At 61.3% G+C, this 15,711-nt stretch carries 14 protein-coding genes; 7 read left to right on the top strand and 7 right to left on the bottom strand.

What is annotated here, in order from left to right; all coding sequences use genetic code 11:
* Positions 1–381: 381 nt before the first annotated feature.
* The 5 genes from CN673_RS11740 to CN673_RS11720 all read right to left on the bottom strand — a co-directional run bounded on the left by CN673_RS11740 (position 382) and on the right by CN673_RS11720 (position 5,092).
* Positions 382–699, bottom strand: coding sequence for a DUF736 domain-containing protein (locus CN673_RS11740; protein ID WP_030093188.1), 318 nt, complete (start codon positions 697–699; stop codon positions 382–384).
* Positions 700–1,454: 755 nt separating this feature from the next.
* A complete protein-coding gene (locus tag CN673_RS11735; RefSeq protein WP_030093187.1) occupies positions 1,455–1,946 on the bottom strand; it encodes a type II toxin-antitoxin system YhaV family toxin in 492 nt (163 codons plus the stop codon).
* Position 1,947: 1 nt separating this feature from the next.
* Positions 1,948–2,283 (bottom strand): type II toxin-antitoxin system PrlF family antitoxin, encoded by a 336-nt coding sequence (locus CN673_RS11730; RefSeq protein WP_030093186.1) that lies wholly within the window; start codon positions 2,281–2,283, stop codon positions 1,948–1,950.
* 97 nt (positions 2,284–2,380) lie between these two features.
* Complete coding sequence (locus CN673_RS11725; RefSeq protein WP_030093185.1) at positions 2,381–2,797, bottom strand: hypothetical protein; 417 nt, start codon at positions 2,795–2,797, stop codon at positions 2,381–2,383.
* Between the two features lie 180 nt (positions 2,798–2,977).
* Positions 2,978–5,092: a ParB/RepB/Spo0J family partition protein gene (locus tag CN673_RS11720; protein ID WP_099866429.1), complete on the bottom strand. Its 2,115-nt coding sequence runs from the start codon at positions 5,090–5,092 to the stop codon at positions 2,978–2,980.
* Positions 5,093–5,484: 392 nt separating this feature from the next.
* Between CN673_RS11720 and CN673_RS11715 the strand changes: the two genes are divergently transcribed.
* Genes CN673_RS11715 through qatD form a run of 6 tightly spaced genes read left to right on the top strand, consistent with a single transcriptional unit; the run spans position 5,485 to position 13,271 of the window.
* Positions 5,485–6,552 carry an SIR2 family protein gene (locus tag CN673_RS11715; RefSeq protein ID WP_198585983.1) on the top strand — a complete coding sequence of 356 codons (1,068 nt, stop codon included), beginning with the start codon at positions 5,485–5,487 and terminating at the stop codon, positions 6,550–6,552.
* Positions 6,549–8,300, top strand: a complete 1,752-nt coding sequence (locus CN673_RS11710; RefSeq protein WP_099866428.1) for an ATP-binding protein — start codon at positions 6,549–6,551, stop codon at positions 8,298–8,300. Before CN673_RS11715 ends, CN673_RS11710 begins: the two co-directional genes overlap by 4 nt.
* A gap of 27 nt (positions 8,301–8,327) precedes the next feature.
* Positions 8,328–10,286 (top strand): Qat anti-phage system ATPase QatA, encoded by a 1,959-nt coding sequence (qatA, locus tag CN673_RS11705; protein WP_099866427.1) that lies wholly within the window; start codon positions 8,328–8,330, stop codon positions 10,284–10,286.
* Positions 10,286–11,164, top strand: coding sequence for a Qat anti-phage system associated protein QatB (gene qatB / locus CN673_RS11700; protein ID WP_099866483.1), 879 nt, complete (start codon positions 10,286–10,288; stop codon positions 11,162–11,164). The genes qatA and qatB overlap by 1 nt, the downstream gene beginning before the upstream one ends.
* Entirely contained in the window at positions 11,161–12,510 is a 1,350-nt protein-coding gene (gene qatC / locus CN673_RS11695; protein ID WP_099866426.1) for a Qat anti-phage system QueC-like protein QatC, read from the top strand. Before qatB ends, qatC begins: the two co-directional genes overlap by 4 nt.
* An 8-nt stretch (positions 12,511–12,518) precedes the next feature.
* Positions 12,519–13,271, top strand: a complete 753-nt coding sequence (qatD, locus tag CN673_RS11690) for a Qat anti-phage system TatD family nuclease QatD (protein WP_099866425.1) — start codon at positions 12,519–12,521, stop codon at positions 13,269–13,271.
* A 128-nt stretch (positions 13,272–13,399) separates the two neighbouring features.
* Here qatD and CN673_RS20910 read toward each other — a convergent pair whose 3' ends face one another.
* Positions 13,400–13,630: a hypothetical protein gene (locus CN673_RS20910; protein ID WP_157928885.1), complete on the bottom strand. Its 231-nt coding sequence runs from the start codon at positions 13,628–13,630 to the stop codon at positions 13,400–13,402.
* Between the two features lie 115 nt (positions 13,631–13,745).
* On the opposite strand from CN673_RS20910, the gene CN673_RS11685 reads away from it, so the two are divergent.
* A protein-coding gene (locus CN673_RS11685) for an IS3 family transposase (RefSeq protein WP_099866424.1) occupies positions 13,746–14,923 on the top strand; the annotation gives its coding sequence in 2 pieces (ribosomal slippage) (positions 13,746–14,010 and positions 14,010–14,923; 1,179 coding nt in all).
* Between the two features lie 18 nt (positions 14,924–14,941).
* Here CN673_RS11685 and CN673_RS11680 read toward each other — a convergent pair.
* A complete protein-coding gene (locus CN673_RS11680; protein ID WP_099866423.1) occupies positions 14,942–15,676 on the bottom strand; it encodes a glutathione S-transferase family protein in 735 nt (244 codons plus the stop codon).
* Positions 15,677–15,711: the final 35 nt, after the last annotated feature.

The raw sequence follows: 15,711 nt of genomic DNA, 5'->3' as shown, positions 1-15,711 counted from the left end.
GGTCTGGGTTGGAGCGCAGCGCTGCGCTGCAACCCTGGCCGTCGCCGAGACCGGGGGGTGCAAGGCGCAAGGGCGGACGGGCGGAGGGGGATCACCCGGCCTGCACAAGCGGATCGAAGTCGTGACGAGAGTGCGGAGCACATATCCGCGCGGAAGGCTGGGGATACCGCCCGGCCGCCCTTGTGCCGCGCCAGGGGGCAGCGCCCCCAAGCAACCCGCCCGGCCAGAGCAAAGCGGAGGACGGGGAGAAGATCCGATCGGGATACGCAAAGCCTGAAAACCGGAAAGCCGCGTATCCTGATCTCCTGGTTTCCTGAAAGGCGGCGGAGATGAGCAAAAAGAAGCCCCGCTCGGTTGAGCGGGGCAATCGGGGAGCTGGCCTTAGTCGCCGTTGCGGCGGGACCAGATGAGGTTGTGGGAATTTCCGTCCTCGGCTTCGACCAGGCTGGCGTAGATCGGTGCGGGGAAGCTCGGATCGTCCAGCTTGACGGAGAGGTATTCGCGCTGCGTCTCGCGGGCGGTCTTCCTCCAGGCCGCGCCGAACTCGGTAGCACCGGCGAAGATGCGGAAGTCGGGGGCGCGCTCGCTGTCGCCCTCGCTGGGAACGAACTTGGCCTTGACGTTGAGGGTCAGGGTCTTGACCGCGCCGGTGAAGCCCGCGCCGTTCTCGTTCTGGGTGAAGGTGCCGATGGTCGCCATTGTCGTATTCCTTTTCCTGTCGGGCCGCACCATTGCGACCTCGATGGTGGTCGTGAGACCGGGGACGATCGGCCCCGCACCCCTAGGGGCTGGAACATCGTGGAAGGCGGCCGGCGGCAGCTTTTTTGCTTCGCGATGCAAAGCCGAAGGCGGCGGAAAAAAGTTGGCGACGGACGTTGCGGGAAGACGAGCGAGGCGAAGCCGATCTTCGGTCAGACCCATTCCAATCGAGGACGCGAATGGAGCGCCCGTTTCAGGAAATCGCGGGAATACGGCAATGGCGGCCGTCCTGCGCCTCGCCGGGATCGGGGACGCTGCGCCGGTCGCCTTGGGTGCGGTCTTTTCCACCCTGACCGCCAAGGCCAGTTCGTATGATACCAGCGGGGCGTTGGCGGGCACGGCTTCGTCTGACCTTCGCCGGTGCTGGCGTGCCCGGTGTGGCCGGAAGACCGCTTGCGGGGCGGCATGCACTACCTCGCCAAGCGGATGATCCGAGCTTCCCGGCGCTGATCCGCCCCGCCCGTCGAAGCGGACGGAAAGCCTAACCTCATCATGGGGCTGCCGTGGCGACCGTGACCGGCCTCCGAGACTGCCTCCCTCACCGGATGGGAGCTTCCCGCGAAATGTCCGCCGCCGCCCCTTGCGTTATGGGATTGAAGCCGAATGGCGGAAACGCGGCGAAGTCGTGGTTCCGGCGCAGCCGAAAGCCCGGCCCGGAGGGCAACGCCCAATCCTGTGACGTTCAACAGCACTCGTCATGGATTCGGGGGCGAGGCTTTTTCCAGCCGTGCAACGGCCTTGGGGTCGGAAGCCTCTTTGTGCAGAGCATCCCAATTGTCGGGCGGATTGCCGTCATCCAGCATCCCCTTGAAGACCTTGTAGGCATCCGTTTTGGAGCCATAGGTCCGCAAGCTGTTTTCGTCGTTCACCCATGCGAAGATGATGACCTTGCTGGTGCTGCTGTAGCGGAAAAAGAGCCGGAAACGACCATTGCCGAACTTGGCGCGAAACCAGTGCTTGCGGTCATCGCCAAGGGTCGCGCCCTGGCGATAGATGGAAGCTGTCGGGTCCGATGGCACATTGACGGTGACGAGCTGGACCAGGGACGCGAGTAACTTGGCGTCTGCGGATTTCTGATAATCGTCCGGTTTCTTCGCTTTGAGCGCGCCGACCGCCTCGATCAGCTTTTCCCACTGATCGAGAAAGAGAGGGTGTGCGAGGACCGTCCAGCCATTGATCGTCGGCATATCAGATCGAAACGTCCCCCTCGATCTCGGCATCGAGATCGACCGTCATGCCCGCCGTCAGGGCAACAGCCCGGTCGAGCAAGGACTGGGGGAACGGAAGAACGGATTTCTCGGGGTGCTTCGCCATGTCTCGCGCGAGAAATTCGAGAAAGCGGTCGATCACGGGATCGGCGGTTTCTTCAATCTCGGCCTTCTGGACATAGACGCGGTGCTGCTCGTCAATGAGAAAAGCAATGCGTCCACCATAGTCAACGCCCAGCGCCTGCCGAACGGACTTCGGCACGGTGGTCTGTCCCTTGGCGGTGATGGTGCTTTCTTCTTTCAGCAACGCTCCCATGGCGGGCCTCCATAAATCGGTCGAGTGGAATGTAAGGAATATTCCTTATCATGTCAAGATTGGCCGTCGCCTTGCTCTGCCAGCCGGTTCCGCGCCTTTATTTCGCGGGGTGGCCGACACCGTTCACCAGCCGCGCCAAGGCAGAGAAGCCGACGAAACCGCCTCCGACGATACAGAAGATTTGCCGCCAGATGTCGGACGGGACGGCCTCCTTGGTGACGCCATGGACCAGCGCATAGCCCGCAACGGCGGCGGGAGCGGCGAAGATTAGCGCCACGATCAGGCGGATGATGGGAGTGCGGATCGTCTCGAACAGCCCGGCCAGAATGCCGAAGGCGGCACAAGCCGAGAACAAGCCGACGAGTCCCGCACCGATCAGGCCAGAGCCGGTCTGATACGCGAACTGCGCTGCGGTCAGCCCGAGCATGAAAGGCAGGGCATAGACGGCGAGATTGTAGGCGAGGACGCAGAGCAACGCGACCAGCGCAACACTCATGAACATGACGGCGACCATGATGTTTCACCTTTGCTGACGGCACCGCCTTTCGTGCAATCGCCATGATGGCGGCTGCACGTTCCGATGTGTGCCGATGTGTTCTTGTTCTGTCGAGGTCATCCGGCCGCGCGGGGAAGCCGCGCGGCCGGATTTTACGGGTAGAAGGCCGGGACCGCTGACGCGATCCCGGCCCGCCGTTCATTCCGCCGCGACGGCGAAAGGCTCATCTTCCACGGTTTCGGCGCTGTCGGTTTCGGGCAGAGCCTCGTCCTCCATGGCGAGGGCTTCCGGCTGCTCGTCCACCGCCAACCATGCGGGCCGCTCCGTGCGCAGGATCGGCGGGAGCCACCCGGTTCCGGCCAGAAGCCGTTCGGCAGCTTCCGCCATGTCCGGCTTCTTCTTGTCCGCGATCCGCTCGGCGGCTTCGTCGCCAAGCGCCTCACGCACGGCGTCAAGGATATGGGCCTTCGTGACACGCCCGAGATAGGCCCGAACGGTCGGCGTCCAATGCGCCGTCATGTCGAGCGCAACCGCCGTCGCCAGCCTGTCCGCCGTTGCATAGGCGTGGCGCTTGTTCTGCTCCCATGGCAGCTTGAGGGCGTTGACGGTCTGCGCGGCGCAATGGGCGAACAGCGCCATGACGCTCGCATGGTCCAGACCGGCGATGAAGCCCCAAAGCTCGGCCACGTCGCGCGGCATGTCCGCCGCCCATCCGGCATGACGATCCGCCAGCGCCTTCGCCGCCGCCGTGTCCTCGATGCCGTCCGCATGCCCGCCAAGGCTGGCGCTGATCGGGCGGATTTCGAGGGCGTGGGCGTCCCCGCCGCCACGATAGAAGGTCTGCGCGGCAAGCGCATGGGTGACGGCGATCAAGGCCATGTCCGGCTGTTCGCCAAGAGCGAGACGCAGGCCAAGCGTCCGATGGGCCGTCAGGTCGCGAATGAGAAGATCGGAAATCGGCTTGCCGTCTTCCTCCGCTTCATCGTCCTCGGCGTCGAACGCGGAAACATGGTTGCCGTCCTCGTCATACTCGCCGTCCTCTCCGATGATTTCGCCATCGCCGTTGACGTGAACGCCGTCGATGATGGTTTCGCCATCTGTGCTTGCTTCTTCTTCCGGTTCCGGTGCCTCGTCCTCGGGCCGGATGAAACCGCGCTCGATCCGGGCTTCGCCGTCATGGTTCAACACCACGAACACGCCGCCGCGCCCGATCTCGTCGGCGTCATAAGCGTAGCGCAGCCCGTCGATCCGCTCGATCTCGGCTTCAAGCTCCGCAAGGCGCTGATCCACATCGGGCGGCAGGTCTGTGTCTGCGTCCTGCCATTCCGCCGACAGGCGCTCAAGTTCCTCCTGCGCGGCGTCGTAGGCGGCTTCCTGTTCCTCGGAAAGCTCCACCGGCTGCGGATAGGTGCGGCGCATGCCGTGCGCATGGGGCCAGTCGATATAGGCCAAAACCCATTTCCACCCCTCGGCCTCCCGAACCTCGGCGGCAGTGCTTTCCAGTTTGTCGAGGGCAAGCCGGTCCAGCAGCGCGGCGTCCTCGTAGAAGCCGCCGCGATCCTCGGTGAACAGGTCACGGATAATGTTGCCACCTGCCTCGGTATAGGCTTCCGCGCCGACGAACACCGCGCGCCGATCCGAAGCCGCCACATTGCTAGCGGTCAGGTCGCGGCGGATGATCCACGGCTCCTTGTTGTAGGACAGATTCTCATAGACCTGTTCCTGCCGGTCGTAGTCGTCGGTGATGGCGAACGCCTGCAACTGGTCCATGGTCAGCCCGCCATCGCGGTAAACTTGAATCAGCTTGGGGCTGACAGCGCCGAGGCGAAGCCGCTGCTTCACGACATGCGCGGACTTGCCGAACCGGGCCGCGATTTCCTCCGCGCCCCATCCGCGATCTTCCGAAAGCTCGCGGAACTTCTCGAACTCGTCGGCGGGGTGAAGGTTTTCGCGGTTCACGTTCTCGTCAAGGCTGATCTCGGCGGCGTCGTTCGCCGTGTCGATGACGCAGCGGATCGGCTCCGTCTTCTTGATCTCCTTGCGCTTGGCGCGCAGAAGCTGCGCCAACCTGCGGCCTTCCCCGACGCTGACGAGATAGAAGCCGGTCGGTTCCCCGCCCGCGTTCGTTTCCGGCTCTACCACAAGGTTTTGCAGCATCCCCTTGGCGGCGATGCTTGCGGCCTTCCCCTCGATAGACGCCTCGCTGTGCGGGGTCTTCCGGGCATTCTTCGGATGCTTCTTAAGCTTGTTGAGCGGGATGAAAACCGTTTCGCCATGTTCTGGAACGGTCGTGATCTGTGTAATGGTCGTCATGATCTTGATCCTTTTGGTCTGGGTTGGAGCGCAGCGCTGCGCTGCAACCCTGGCCGTCGCCGAGACCGGGGGGTGCAAGGCGCAAGGGCGGACGGGCGGAGGGGGATCACCCGGCCTGCACAAGCGGATCGAAGTCGTGACGAGAGTGCGGAGCACATATCCGCGCGGAAGGCTGGGGATACCGCCCTGCTGCCCTTGTGCCGCGCCAGGGGGCAGCGCCCCCAAGCCACCCGCCCGGCAAGAGCGAAGCGGAGGACGGGTACAAAGCTAGATCAGGATGTGCAAAGCCCCAAAACCCGAGGACCGAGCATCCTGATCGCCGCTTTTGTTATTCTGTTGCGATATAGTTGGTATCGCTTAGGAATTGATCATCTGCCATACTGGCCAAATAGATGTCAAAATATAAAGACGAGAAGACGCGCTTGGACATTCACGAGCTTAAACTACTGTTGCAACAGCATCTGACAGACGGCCTAGTAACGGTTGTCGGCTCTGGTCTGTCATGCGCGGAAGGGCTGCCGGGTATGGGCGAGTTGGGCACTCATCTCGATGCGACAGTGACAGCAGGCTTGGCGGCAGCGGAGGTAGATCGGTGGAAAGCGATTTCACCGCTCCTGCCAACCAAGGGACTCGAAGCGGCTCTTCTGGAAGTGCCCCCGACGACAGGACTGGAAATCGCGATCGTTGCGCGCACGGCCGAACTGATCGCTATACGTGAGCGTCAAATTGTTGCCGAAGTTTTCTCGCGGACCCGGACGCTGCGTTTTACCGGGCTCGTCAAGCACTTGTTGAAACCTCATACCGGACTTCCGGTGGTTACTACCAACTATGATCGCCTGGTTGAGGTCGCCGTGGAAGAAGCCGGTCTCGGCGTTGATACGTTGTTTATCGGCCATTTTGCAGGAGAGTTGAACGAGCAGGAAAGCCGCCTGAGCTTCTGCCGGGAAGTGACGCTGAAGGCCGGACGAGCACAGTTTCGTTATCGTCCGCGCGCCAATATCTTCAAACCTCATGGCAGTCTCGACTGGTATCACCGTGACGGGAAGCCCGTCCGCTACTCTGGTGATCTCGATCTACCGAGGCTCATCATCACGCCGGGGTTGAACAAGTTCCGCAACGGCTACGAAAGCCCGTTTGACCGCCATCGGGAACGGGCAAATTCGGCGATCGACCGTGCCAGCCGCTTTCTCGTGATCGGCTATGGTTTCAACGACGATCACCTTGAAACTCACCTGACGCCCCGTATCCGCAGCGGCGTGCCCACGCTGCTTTTAACTTACGGACTGTCGGATAATGCGGTGAAGCTCGTAAACGAGTGCCGCAATGTCATCGCGATTCAGCGCGCCGAACAAGCTGGTGTTTCCGGCTCTGGCGTCTTTGTCGCTGGCGTCGAGACCTTCTTTCCTGGTCTGGACCTGTGGGATCTGGGCTCATTCGTTGCCGAGGTGCTTGAACCATGACTGAAGCCGCTCTCCAATTTGCTGACGAGGATAAAATCGGGCGCGTCGCGTCGGTCGATACCAGCCGTGTTGCGATCGATGTGACGAACTCCGTTCTGCTCACGCGGATCGGCATCGGACAGCTCATCGCCATTCGCGGCGCGACGGAGCGCGAATACCTCATCGCCATGACAGAGCGCGTTACCCGCAGCATCAGGGAAGAATTGCCCGGCCCGGACGATGAGGATGCCGATGGCGGGCTTTTGGCAGCGGTGCCGACCGACCTGATCCAGGGCGTGTTGATCGGTACGTTCAGAACGGTGGAGGGAGATCGGCGGAATACATTCAAGCGCGGTGCGGATAGCTTTCCGCAGATCGACCGGGACTGCTTCGTCATTGAAGGCGGAAATCTTCAGCGCTTCATGGGAATCCTGGGTGCCGGTTTTTCCGCCGATGAAAGACTCAAGCTCGGCACGTTCGTTGCGGATCGCACGGCCGATGCGATCGCCAGTGGGGACAAGTTCTTTCAGCGGCACGCAGCGATCCTCGGAAGCACCGGGTCCGGCAAAAGCTGGGCTGTTGCACTGATCCTCGAACGGGCCGCCAAGCTGAAGTTTCCAAACATCATCGTGTTCGATATGCACGGCGAATACGCTCCGTTGGCAGATAAGGCGAACGGAGGATTCGCTACGCGCTTCCGCGTCGCTGGTCCCGGCGATCTGGAAAATCCGGGAAACGACACGCTGTTCCTGCCATATTGGTTGCTCAACCGTGATGAAATGCTGTCGATGATCCTCGATCGCAGCGACCAGAACGCGCCAAATCAGGCGTCGCGGTTCACGCTGCATGTCCGCTCCTTAAAAGGGCAGACACTCGATGCTGAGAAGAAGGCCGATATCAAGAAAACGTACACTGTCGATTCGCCGATTCCTTACGACGTCAAACAGTTGGTCGGGCTTCTGAACACAGACAACACCACAAAAGGGGTGGGTAAGAACGGCCCGGTGAAGGGGGAATGGGAGGACAAGCTGACCCGGTTCCTGTCGCGCCTCGAAGCAAAGCTGGACGATCGTCGCTACGGCTTCATGTTCGCACCGCCACCTGCTGCGATGAAATACGACTGGCTTGCAACGCAGGTGCTCAAACTGCTGCAATCTGGCGATGACACAGGCATCAAGGTTATCGACTTCTCCGAAGTGCCCGCCGACGTACTCCCCGTGGTGACGGGAACGCTGGCGAGGCTACTTTATGATGTTCAGTTCTGGATGAGCGGGAAGACCCGGACGCCGGTTACGCTGCTCTGCGACGAGGCTCATCTTTACCTTCCGGTTCGCGATGACGCTGACGCGGTCCAGCGTCAGGCCCTCGGATCATTCGAGCGGATCGCCAAGGAAGGCCGTAAATACGGCTTCTCGTTGCTCGTGGTGAGCCAGCGCCCGTCGGATGTCAGCCGGACGATCCTGAGCCAGTGCAATAATTTCTTGGCTTTGCGCCTGACGAACGAAACCGATCAGGGCGTCATCAAGCGCCTGATGCCGGATTCGCTGGCTGGGCTGACGAGCATCTTGCCATTGCTTGATACGGGTGAGGCGCTGTTGTTGGGTGACGCTGTTCTGCTACCGACGCGGATCAAGCTCGACATGCCAAAAGTGCCGCCGGATAGCGCGACGCGAGATTTCTGGAAGGAATGGGGATCGGCCAAGCCGGATGATGCCGCAATAACTTCTGCGGTCGAATGTTTGCGGGGGCAATCGCGTAACGGCGGATAAAGCCCGCAAAGGCGCATTGGGGGGGAAATGATTCTAACGGATAATGAGACAAAGGTGGATCTCCTCAACAATGAGGCGATCGCCAAAACTATCATCGAACTGCTGCGTGAAAAGCCTGACCGCGCTGTGACAATCGGTGTTCATGGCGACTGGGGCGCAGGCAAATCCAGCATCCTTGAGATGATCGAGAATGGCCTCAGTTCGGATGAGGACGTGCTCTGCATCAAATTCAACGGGTGGCGTTTCCAGGGGTTCGAAGACGCCAAGATCGCGCTGATCGAGGGCATCGTTACCGGGCTCGTTGAAAAGCGGCCCTTACTCACCCAGGCCGGCGTGGCCGTGAAAGACATCTTTCGGCGGATCGACTGGCTGAAGATCGCGCGGCGCGGGGGCGGTCTCGCGTTCACCGCGTTCACCGGCATCCCCACAGCCGATCAGATCGGCGCAGTGGTGGGCACCTTGAAGGGAATCTTCTCCGATCCCTCGAAACTCGCCACGCAGGAGAATTACGACAAAGCGATCGATGGTGTGCAGGGTCTGCTGAAGCCCGGAGAGTCGAAGAACGTCCCGGAGGAGATCGAAGCCTTCAGGAAGGCTTTTGACGATTTGCTCAAGCAGGCAGGCATCAAGCAACTGATCGTACTCATCGACGATCTTGACCGCTGCCTGCCAGACACGGCGATCGAAACGCTCGAAGCCGTCCGACTGTTCGTCTTCACCGCTCGCACCGCATTCATCGTCGCGGCCGACGAGGCGATGATCGAGTATTCGGTGCGCAAGCATTTCCCCGAGTTGCCGGACACGACTGGCCCCCGTGACTATGCGCGCAACTATCTCGAAAAGCTGATCCAGATTCCATTCCGGATTCCGGCTTTGGGCGAAACAGAAACCCGTATCTACGTCACCCTGTTGCTCATCGGCGCCGAGCTGGGTGACGACGATCCCGCTTACTCGTCGCTCATCACAGTCGCGCGTGAATTGCTCAAACGGCCTTGGAAGACGGCCGGGCTCGACGCGCAGACGGTGAAGACCGCCTTGGGCGACAAAGCCGGCCAGGTACAGAACGCGCTCACCTTGAGCGACCAGATCGGTCCGATCCTGGCCAGCGGTACTCAGGGCAATCCGCGGCAGATCAAGCGCTTCTTGAACACCTTGCTGCTGCGCCATCAGACCGCGCTCGCTCGCGGCTTCGGAGAAGAGGTGAAGCTGCCCGTCCTGGCGAAACTAATGCTGGCCGAACGGTTCCTCTCCAGACTATTCGATCAGATCGCCAGCGCCGCCGCCCGTGATCCAGACGGCCGTTGCGCAGACTTGGCGGCGCTTGAAGCCGCCGCGTTGGAGAAGAAGCCAGTTCCAAAGGCCAAGCGGGCCGGGCCGAAAATCAGTGTCATCGATGACACCAAGCCGACCGTCGTGCCGGATTCCAAAGACAGTGCCGTTCTGACGGAATGGAAGGCGGCCGACGCGATACGGGCCTGGGCGCGGCTATCGCCGGCCTTGGCTGAGGTCGATCTGCGCCCCTATCTGTTCGTCACCAAGGATCGGAAAGACTATTTTGGCGCGGCCTCCGTCCTCGGGCGTCTCGCCGCTGTGGTCGAAAAACTGCTCGGCCCAAAACTCGCGGTCCAAGCGTTCGAAGGCGAACTCAAGCAACTCGTTCCTGCGGAGGCGGCGCAGGTCTTCGAGGAACTGCGCGGGCGCGTTATGGGCGGAGACACCTTTGATACCGTGCCACCCGGCATCGACGGACTCGCGGTGCTAGTTCGCGCGCATCCGACGCTTCAAGCCAATCTTCTTGACCTGCTCGAAGCCTTGCCCGCCGATCGGTGCGGGCCTTGGCCCGCGTCGGGTTGGGAGGGTGTCGTCAAGGATTCCGACGCCGTGGCGCGCTTCGAGAATCTACTCTTAGGATGGTCCACCTCCGGTTCGTCCTTCCTGAAGCCCACGGCGAGCGCCGCGCTTCGCACGCGGAAGGGTGGTCGCTGATGGGCACGTCGAACGCCTATGGGGGTGCAGGAGGCGGTACGCCGCTCATTCCGAGTTGGTTGCAAGGTGACAGCGACGGCGGAGCTGGCGCGGGTGATAGCGACGGAACGCAATCCCCGGCTCCTGATGGAGCGCCGCCCGCAGTTCCTCCCGCGCCAGCACCTCGGCCGACCGCGCCGGCAGGGGCGTCGGATCGCTTCACTTCCGCCCGAAACAATTTCACGCGTTTCGCAAGTTCGGGCGGAAGCGACCGTAGGAGCCTCGGCCGCGCGGTTTCGCAATATGTGTCCAAATCAGCGGGCGGCTCACGCCAGGCTGCGCAGCGGATGGGTTCGTCGCGGGGCGCGGGTGCTGGACTGGTCAGGTTCCTCAACGACGCCAGCGCGAATGGCGTGCGTGAGGCGCTACGAACGCTCAACCTTGAAAGCCTCGCCGGGCGTCCGATCGAGGAAGTGTTCGCGGGTCTCGCCGATTATATCTGCCCCGAAGGTGGGTCTATTGATGAGGGAATCGCGCGAGACGCCTTCGTCGAGACGATCGCCGATCTCGCCGGTGCTGGCATTACCGACATCGACGCGCTGACACCTGGGCAAATCCAGACCGTCTTCGAACTATATGCGACTCACGCGATCGAGGCGCGCATCTGTAACGACATCGGCACCAAGGTCGTAACCTTGCCTGCCGATCCGCGCGCGGCCGAGAGGGTTCAGGCGCAATTGCGTGATTTCATCCAGCGGGGTGTCAGCGACGCGATCAACGCCGCGGGTGTCAACATTCAGTCGCTGACCCCAGATGCAGTGATGGGCTTTGTAACTAACGTCTATCAATCCGCCTTCGACGTGTTGCAGACGATGGGCGATGGGGAGGCAGCGAAATGAGGCGCCATGTCATCATTGGCCGTTTCGGCGAGGACGATAAGACCCGTGTTCCAAAGGCGCGCGACGAAGTCGCATCGATCTTACAGTTGGTAGCGGGCAAGCGTCTCGATCATGGGATCGGCCACGCCTTGGCTGACCTCAAGGCGCTGCACCTGACCCCGAGCGAGATCGGCGCGGACATGCTCGTGGTCGCGGCCCACGTTCACGCAGCGGACACCCGCATCTCCCGCTCGACGGAATCGCAGGATGCCTGGACGCGCGAGATTCGATTAGTCGTCCCCGTGAGCGATCCAGTGCGATGGACGGCCGCCGCGCCGATCTTGGTCCGCGCCTTGAACTTCCTGACAGGCGACAGATGGGATGTGGGCTTCCGCAAACGGGCCAAGGGCTACGCGAAGCTGGTTTCTCCTGCCGCGCCCACCCTCATTCCCGCCCCGTTCGATGGCGTGAGCTTGTTCTCCGGTGGTTTGGACAGTTTGATCGGTGCGATCGACAGCTTGAATGCCGGCGAGACGCCGCTTCTGGTCAGCCATGCCGGCGAAGGACTGGTGAGCAAGTCGCAGGAGCAGTGCTTCCACGGTTTGAAAGCCGCTTATAAAGCCTCTTCTTTCGATCGGCTGCGGGTATGGATGAGCTTCGATAGCGGGTTTGTCGAGGACGTCGGATCGGAGGACACCACACGCGGCCGCTCGTTCCTGTTCTTCTCGCTGGGCTTGGCCGCCGGGACTGCGCTCGGCCGCGACTTCGTGCTCAAGGTTCCGGAAAACGGGTTGATCGCGCTCAACGTGCCGCTCGATAGACTTCGGCTCGGCGCGCTCAGCACCCGCACGACGCATCCCTTCTACATGGCCCGGTGGAACGATCTGCTGCGGGCGCTCGGTGTCGGAGGGAAGGTCGAAAATCCCTATTGGGACAAGACCAAGGGGGAGATGGTCACCCAATGCACCAATCCGGCCCTGTTGAAGCAGCTCGCCCCGCTGTCGCTATCATGTTCATCGCCGACGAAGGGGCGCTGGACCAAGAAGCCACAGGGACACTGCGGATACTGCCTACCGTGTCTCATTCGACGGGCCTCTCTACAGGGCAAGGATTCGACAATTTACGGCGTGCCAGACCTGAAGACTGCCACATTAGACACCCGACAGGCCGAAGGTCAGCAGGTCCGATCCTTTCAGATCGCGATCGCGCGGCTATCGAAGCGTCCGGAACTCGCCAAGGCCCTCATCCACAAGCCAGGGCCGCTCTATGATGATCCTTCCCGTCACGATGACTTGGCTGATGTCTACCGCCGCGGATTGGAAGAGGTTGGGCGCTTGCTGACTGGCGTTCGCACCGCACCGTCGTAAGAGGCATCATGCGATCAAGTCTCGTTGATTTTCATTGCCACCTCGATCTCTACCCGGACCACGTGGCCGCGGTGGAGCGTTGCGAGAGCGATGGCGTTTTCACCCTCGCCGTGACCACCACGCCTAGAGCTTGGCCGCGGAACCATGAACTGGCGTCCGCCACCCGTCACGTTCGCGCGGCTCTCGGCCTGCATCCTCAACTGGTCGGCGAGCGCGCCCGCGAGATCGGGCTGTGGGAGGAATTGCTTCCGCTAACACGCTATGTTGGCGAGGTCGGACTGGACGCCGGCCCGCGGTTCTACAGGTCGTTTGAGACGCAAAAAGAGATTTTCGCTCGTGTGCTGACGCTCTGTGCGGCGGCGGGGAACAAGATCGTCACGACGCATAGCGTCAGAGCGACGAAAGCCGTGCTCGATATGGTCGAGCAATACATGCCGCCCCAGCGTGGACGCGTTGTGCTTCATTGGTTCACCGGTACCGCGAAAGAGGCAAAGCGGGCGGTAGATCTCGGCTGCTATTTTTCAGTGAACGCCGAGATGCTCGTAAATGAAAAGCGGGCGGCAATAACCAAATCTTTGCCTCTCGATCGCATTTTGACAGAGACGGACGGACCGTTCACACAAACTAGCGGTAATCCTTCCACACCAAGCGATGTTTGGGTCGCTGTCGAGGGATTGGCGCGTCTGCATGGGATTTCAGTAAGAGACATGTCCGCAGCCATTCTGAATAACCTCAAAGACCTACTTGCCGAGCGGAGCTAGATGGGCGGCTCACCGTCGCCTACGGATGCATTGGTATGTGCTGCATCCCCGGCGGTTGCAAACGCGGCAAACCATGGCTCGACTTGTAAGGCATTCCTTAGAGGCGTTCGGATTAGATCCGGTGCGCTTCAAACATAAGTTGCGGCCATAGACTTGCCGTCTTTAGTCAGCGATTGGAGGTGACTAATTGCCTCTGCGACTGAGAACTCTTTGCCAGTCTTATCCTTGAAGTTGCTGGGCAGCCCTGTCCACACTACGACATCATATTCTTTTTCGGCAGCCCATTCAGCGACTGCGTCCGGCACGGGGGGCGAACAAGTCCGGCTGCCATCGCGGAAATAGAAACCTATTCGCTTCATGATCGTACCTTCGCGGCAGCGCAGATCGGCAATCGCGTCATCAGGGTTGTGAGGTGGCGCCGAAAAAACGGACAGTCGGCTAAGGTGGGTTCGACCTCGATGAAGGACGGACTTTATGACTGGCAAACGGAAGCGGTATTCGGCTGATTTCAAGGCCAAGGTTACGCTGGAGGCGCTGAAGGGGGAACTGACCCTGTCGCAACTGGCGACGAAGCACGGCGTGCACCAGACGATGATCGCGGCTTGGCGCAAGCAGGCCGTCGAGGGGCTTTCGGGGGTGTTCTCGGGCAAGGTCGAGGCGACCGAAAGCGTACGCGAGGGCGAAATCGACAAGCTGCACGCCAAGATCGGCCAGTTGGTGGTGGAACGGGATTTTTTAGCCAAAGCCTTCGGTCGCTGAGCGTGGACCGGAGGCGAGCGATGATCGAGCCCGATCACCCGAAGATTTCGATCCTGCGCCAATGCGCTCTGGTGTCGATTAACCGATCGGGCTTCTATTACCGGCCGACGGGAGAAAGCCCGCTGAACCTGACGTTAATGCGGCTGATCGACGAGGCCTTCCTGGAGATGCCCTGGTACGGCTCTCGCCAGATGGTTCGCCACCTTTGTCGCCTGGGCTATGGGGTCGGCCGGAAGCGGGTGCGCCGGCTGATGGCCAAGATGGGCCTGACGCCGATCTATCAGAAGCCGCGCACCACCATCCCTCACCCGGAGCACAGGACTTACAAATACCTGCTGCGCGAGCTGACGATCGACCGGCCGAACCAGGTCTGGTGCGCTGATATCACCTACATCCCGATGCGCCGGGGCTTCATGTATCTGGTGGCGGTGATGGACTGGGCGACGCGCAAAGTGCTGTCCTGGCGGCTGTCCAACAGTATGGATGCCGAGTTTTGCATCGCCGCCCTGGAAGAAGCCCTGGCCCGCTATGGGCCTCCGGAAATCTTCAACACCGACCAGGGCAGTCAGTTCACCAGCCCCCGCTTCGTCGACGTGCTGAAGGACGCTGGCGTGCGGGTCTCAATGGATGGCCGTGGCCGTTGGATGGACAACGTCTTCATCGAGCGGCTGTGGCGTAGCCTCAAATATGAGTGCGTCTACATCCACGCCTTCGAGACCGGATCGGAGTTGCGGGCCGGTCTGACCTGGTGGATCAACTACTACAACACCAACCGACCTCACTCGGCCCTTGCCGGGGCGACCCCCGACGAGGCTTATAGGCAAATCCAGGTGCCGCCCTATCCGGGGCTCGCCCCGGATAGGGCTAACCCTGAGCGCAGACTGGCGGCGTAATCTGAATCTGAACCGACCTTAGCCAAGCCGCCATGCTGTCCGAACAACCGGAGCCACCTCATTGCTGCGCCTGCTGAGCGAGTAGGCGGCCAGGCCCTGCGCCCGTGCAAGCTTATCCTCGGGGTATCCGGGCCGAGCGGCGCTCGGTCGCGTGGAGAAATGTTCGAACCACGTCTGTAGTTTGATGCATTCCGGTGGAACCGGTACCGCGTAGAAGTCTGCCGCATATTGCAGGGTCGCCATGGCAACGCAGTCGGCCACGGTTATCCGATCTCCTGCGATGAACTCAGTGCCGCCAATCATTTTCTCGATAAGACGCAGTTGCCCGAAATACCTGATAGCGCAGATTTCGGCGACGTCCTGACTGGTCCGCACGATGCCATGGCCGAGCGGACTGCCATGACGCCCCCATAGGCCGAAGAACGTCAGCGCTTCATCGAGCATATGCACGAATTGCCGGGTGCGCGCCCGCGCAGCAGGCATTGCTCCCAACATGTCGGGACCGAAGGCCTTGTCCTCGAGATATTCGAGGATCGCCAGCGACTGACCAATGACCGTGCCGTCCTCATCTTTGAGGATAGGCATCGACCCGGTCACAGTAAGCGCCGTGATCGCTGCCGGCGGGACATCGGCCCGTCTGTCCGGCTCGTCGAACAGGGTGACCTCAACATTGGTTGGCTTTTTCTCGGCCAGGTAGATGTTGAGCCTTTGCGGATAAGGCCCGAAGGCAAAATTGTAGAGTTTGATGGCCAATATGTCGGCTCCTATGTCCGGTCAGGCAAACCCAC

The sequence above is a fragment of the Neopararhizobium haloflavum genome (assembly GCF_002750855.1).
Lineage (GTDB): Bacteria > Pseudomonadota > Alphaproteobacteria > Rhizobiales > Rhizobiaceae > Georhizobium > Georhizobium haloflavum.
Note: the sequence above shows the minus strand (reverse complement) of the source record. Positions and strands in the feature narration are given on the sequence as shown.

Excerpts from the sequence above, each read along its gene's own strand:
- CN673_RS11730 (WP_030093186.1), bottom strand. The coding sequence starts at position 2,283 with ATGGGAGCGTTGCTGAAAGAAGAAAGCACCATCACCGCCAAGGGACAG.
- CN673_RS11740 (WP_030093188.1), bottom strand. The coding sequence starts at position 699 with ATGGCGACCATCGGCACCTTCACCCAGAACGAGAACGGCGCGGGCTTC.
- CN673_RS11710 (WP_099866428.1), top strand. The coding sequence starts at position 6,549 with ATGACTGAAGCCGCTCTCCAATTTGCTGACGAGGATAAAATCGGGCGC.
- qatC (WP_099866426.1), top strand. The coding sequence starts at position 11,161 with ATGAGGCGCCATGTCATCATTGGCCGTTTCGGCGAGGACGATAAGACC.
- CN673_RS11715 (WP_198585983.1), top strand. The coding sequence starts at position 5,485 with ATGTCAAAATATAAAGACGAGAAGACGCGCTTGGACATTCACGAGCTT.
- CN673_RS11725 (WP_030093185.1), bottom strand. The coding sequence starts at position 2,797 with ATGGTCGCCGTCATGTTCATGAGTGTTGCGCTGGTCGCGTTGCTCTGC.
- CN673_RS11735 (WP_030093187.1), bottom strand. The coding sequence starts at position 1,946 with ATGCCGACGATCAATGGCTGGACGGTCCTCGCACACCCTCTCTTTCTC.
- qatA (WP_099866427.1), top strand. The coding sequence starts at position 8,328 with ATGATTCTAACGGATAATGAGACAAAGGTGGATCTCCTCAACAATGAG.
- CN673_RS11720 (WP_099866429.1), bottom strand. The coding sequence starts at position 5,092 with ATGACGACCATTACACAGATCACGACCGTTCCAGAACATGGCGAAACG.
- qatD (WP_099866425.1), top strand. The coding sequence starts at position 12,519 with ATGCGATCAAGTCTCGTTGATTTTCATTGCCACCTCGATCTCTACCCG.
- qatB (WP_099866483.1), top strand. The coding sequence starts at position 10,286 with ATGGGCACGTCGAACGCCTATGGGGGTGCAGGAGGCGGTACGCCGCTC.
- CN673_RS20910 (WP_157928885.1), bottom strand. The coding sequence starts at position 13,630 with ATGAAGCGAATAGGTTTCTATTTCCGCGATGGCAGCCGGACTTGTTCG.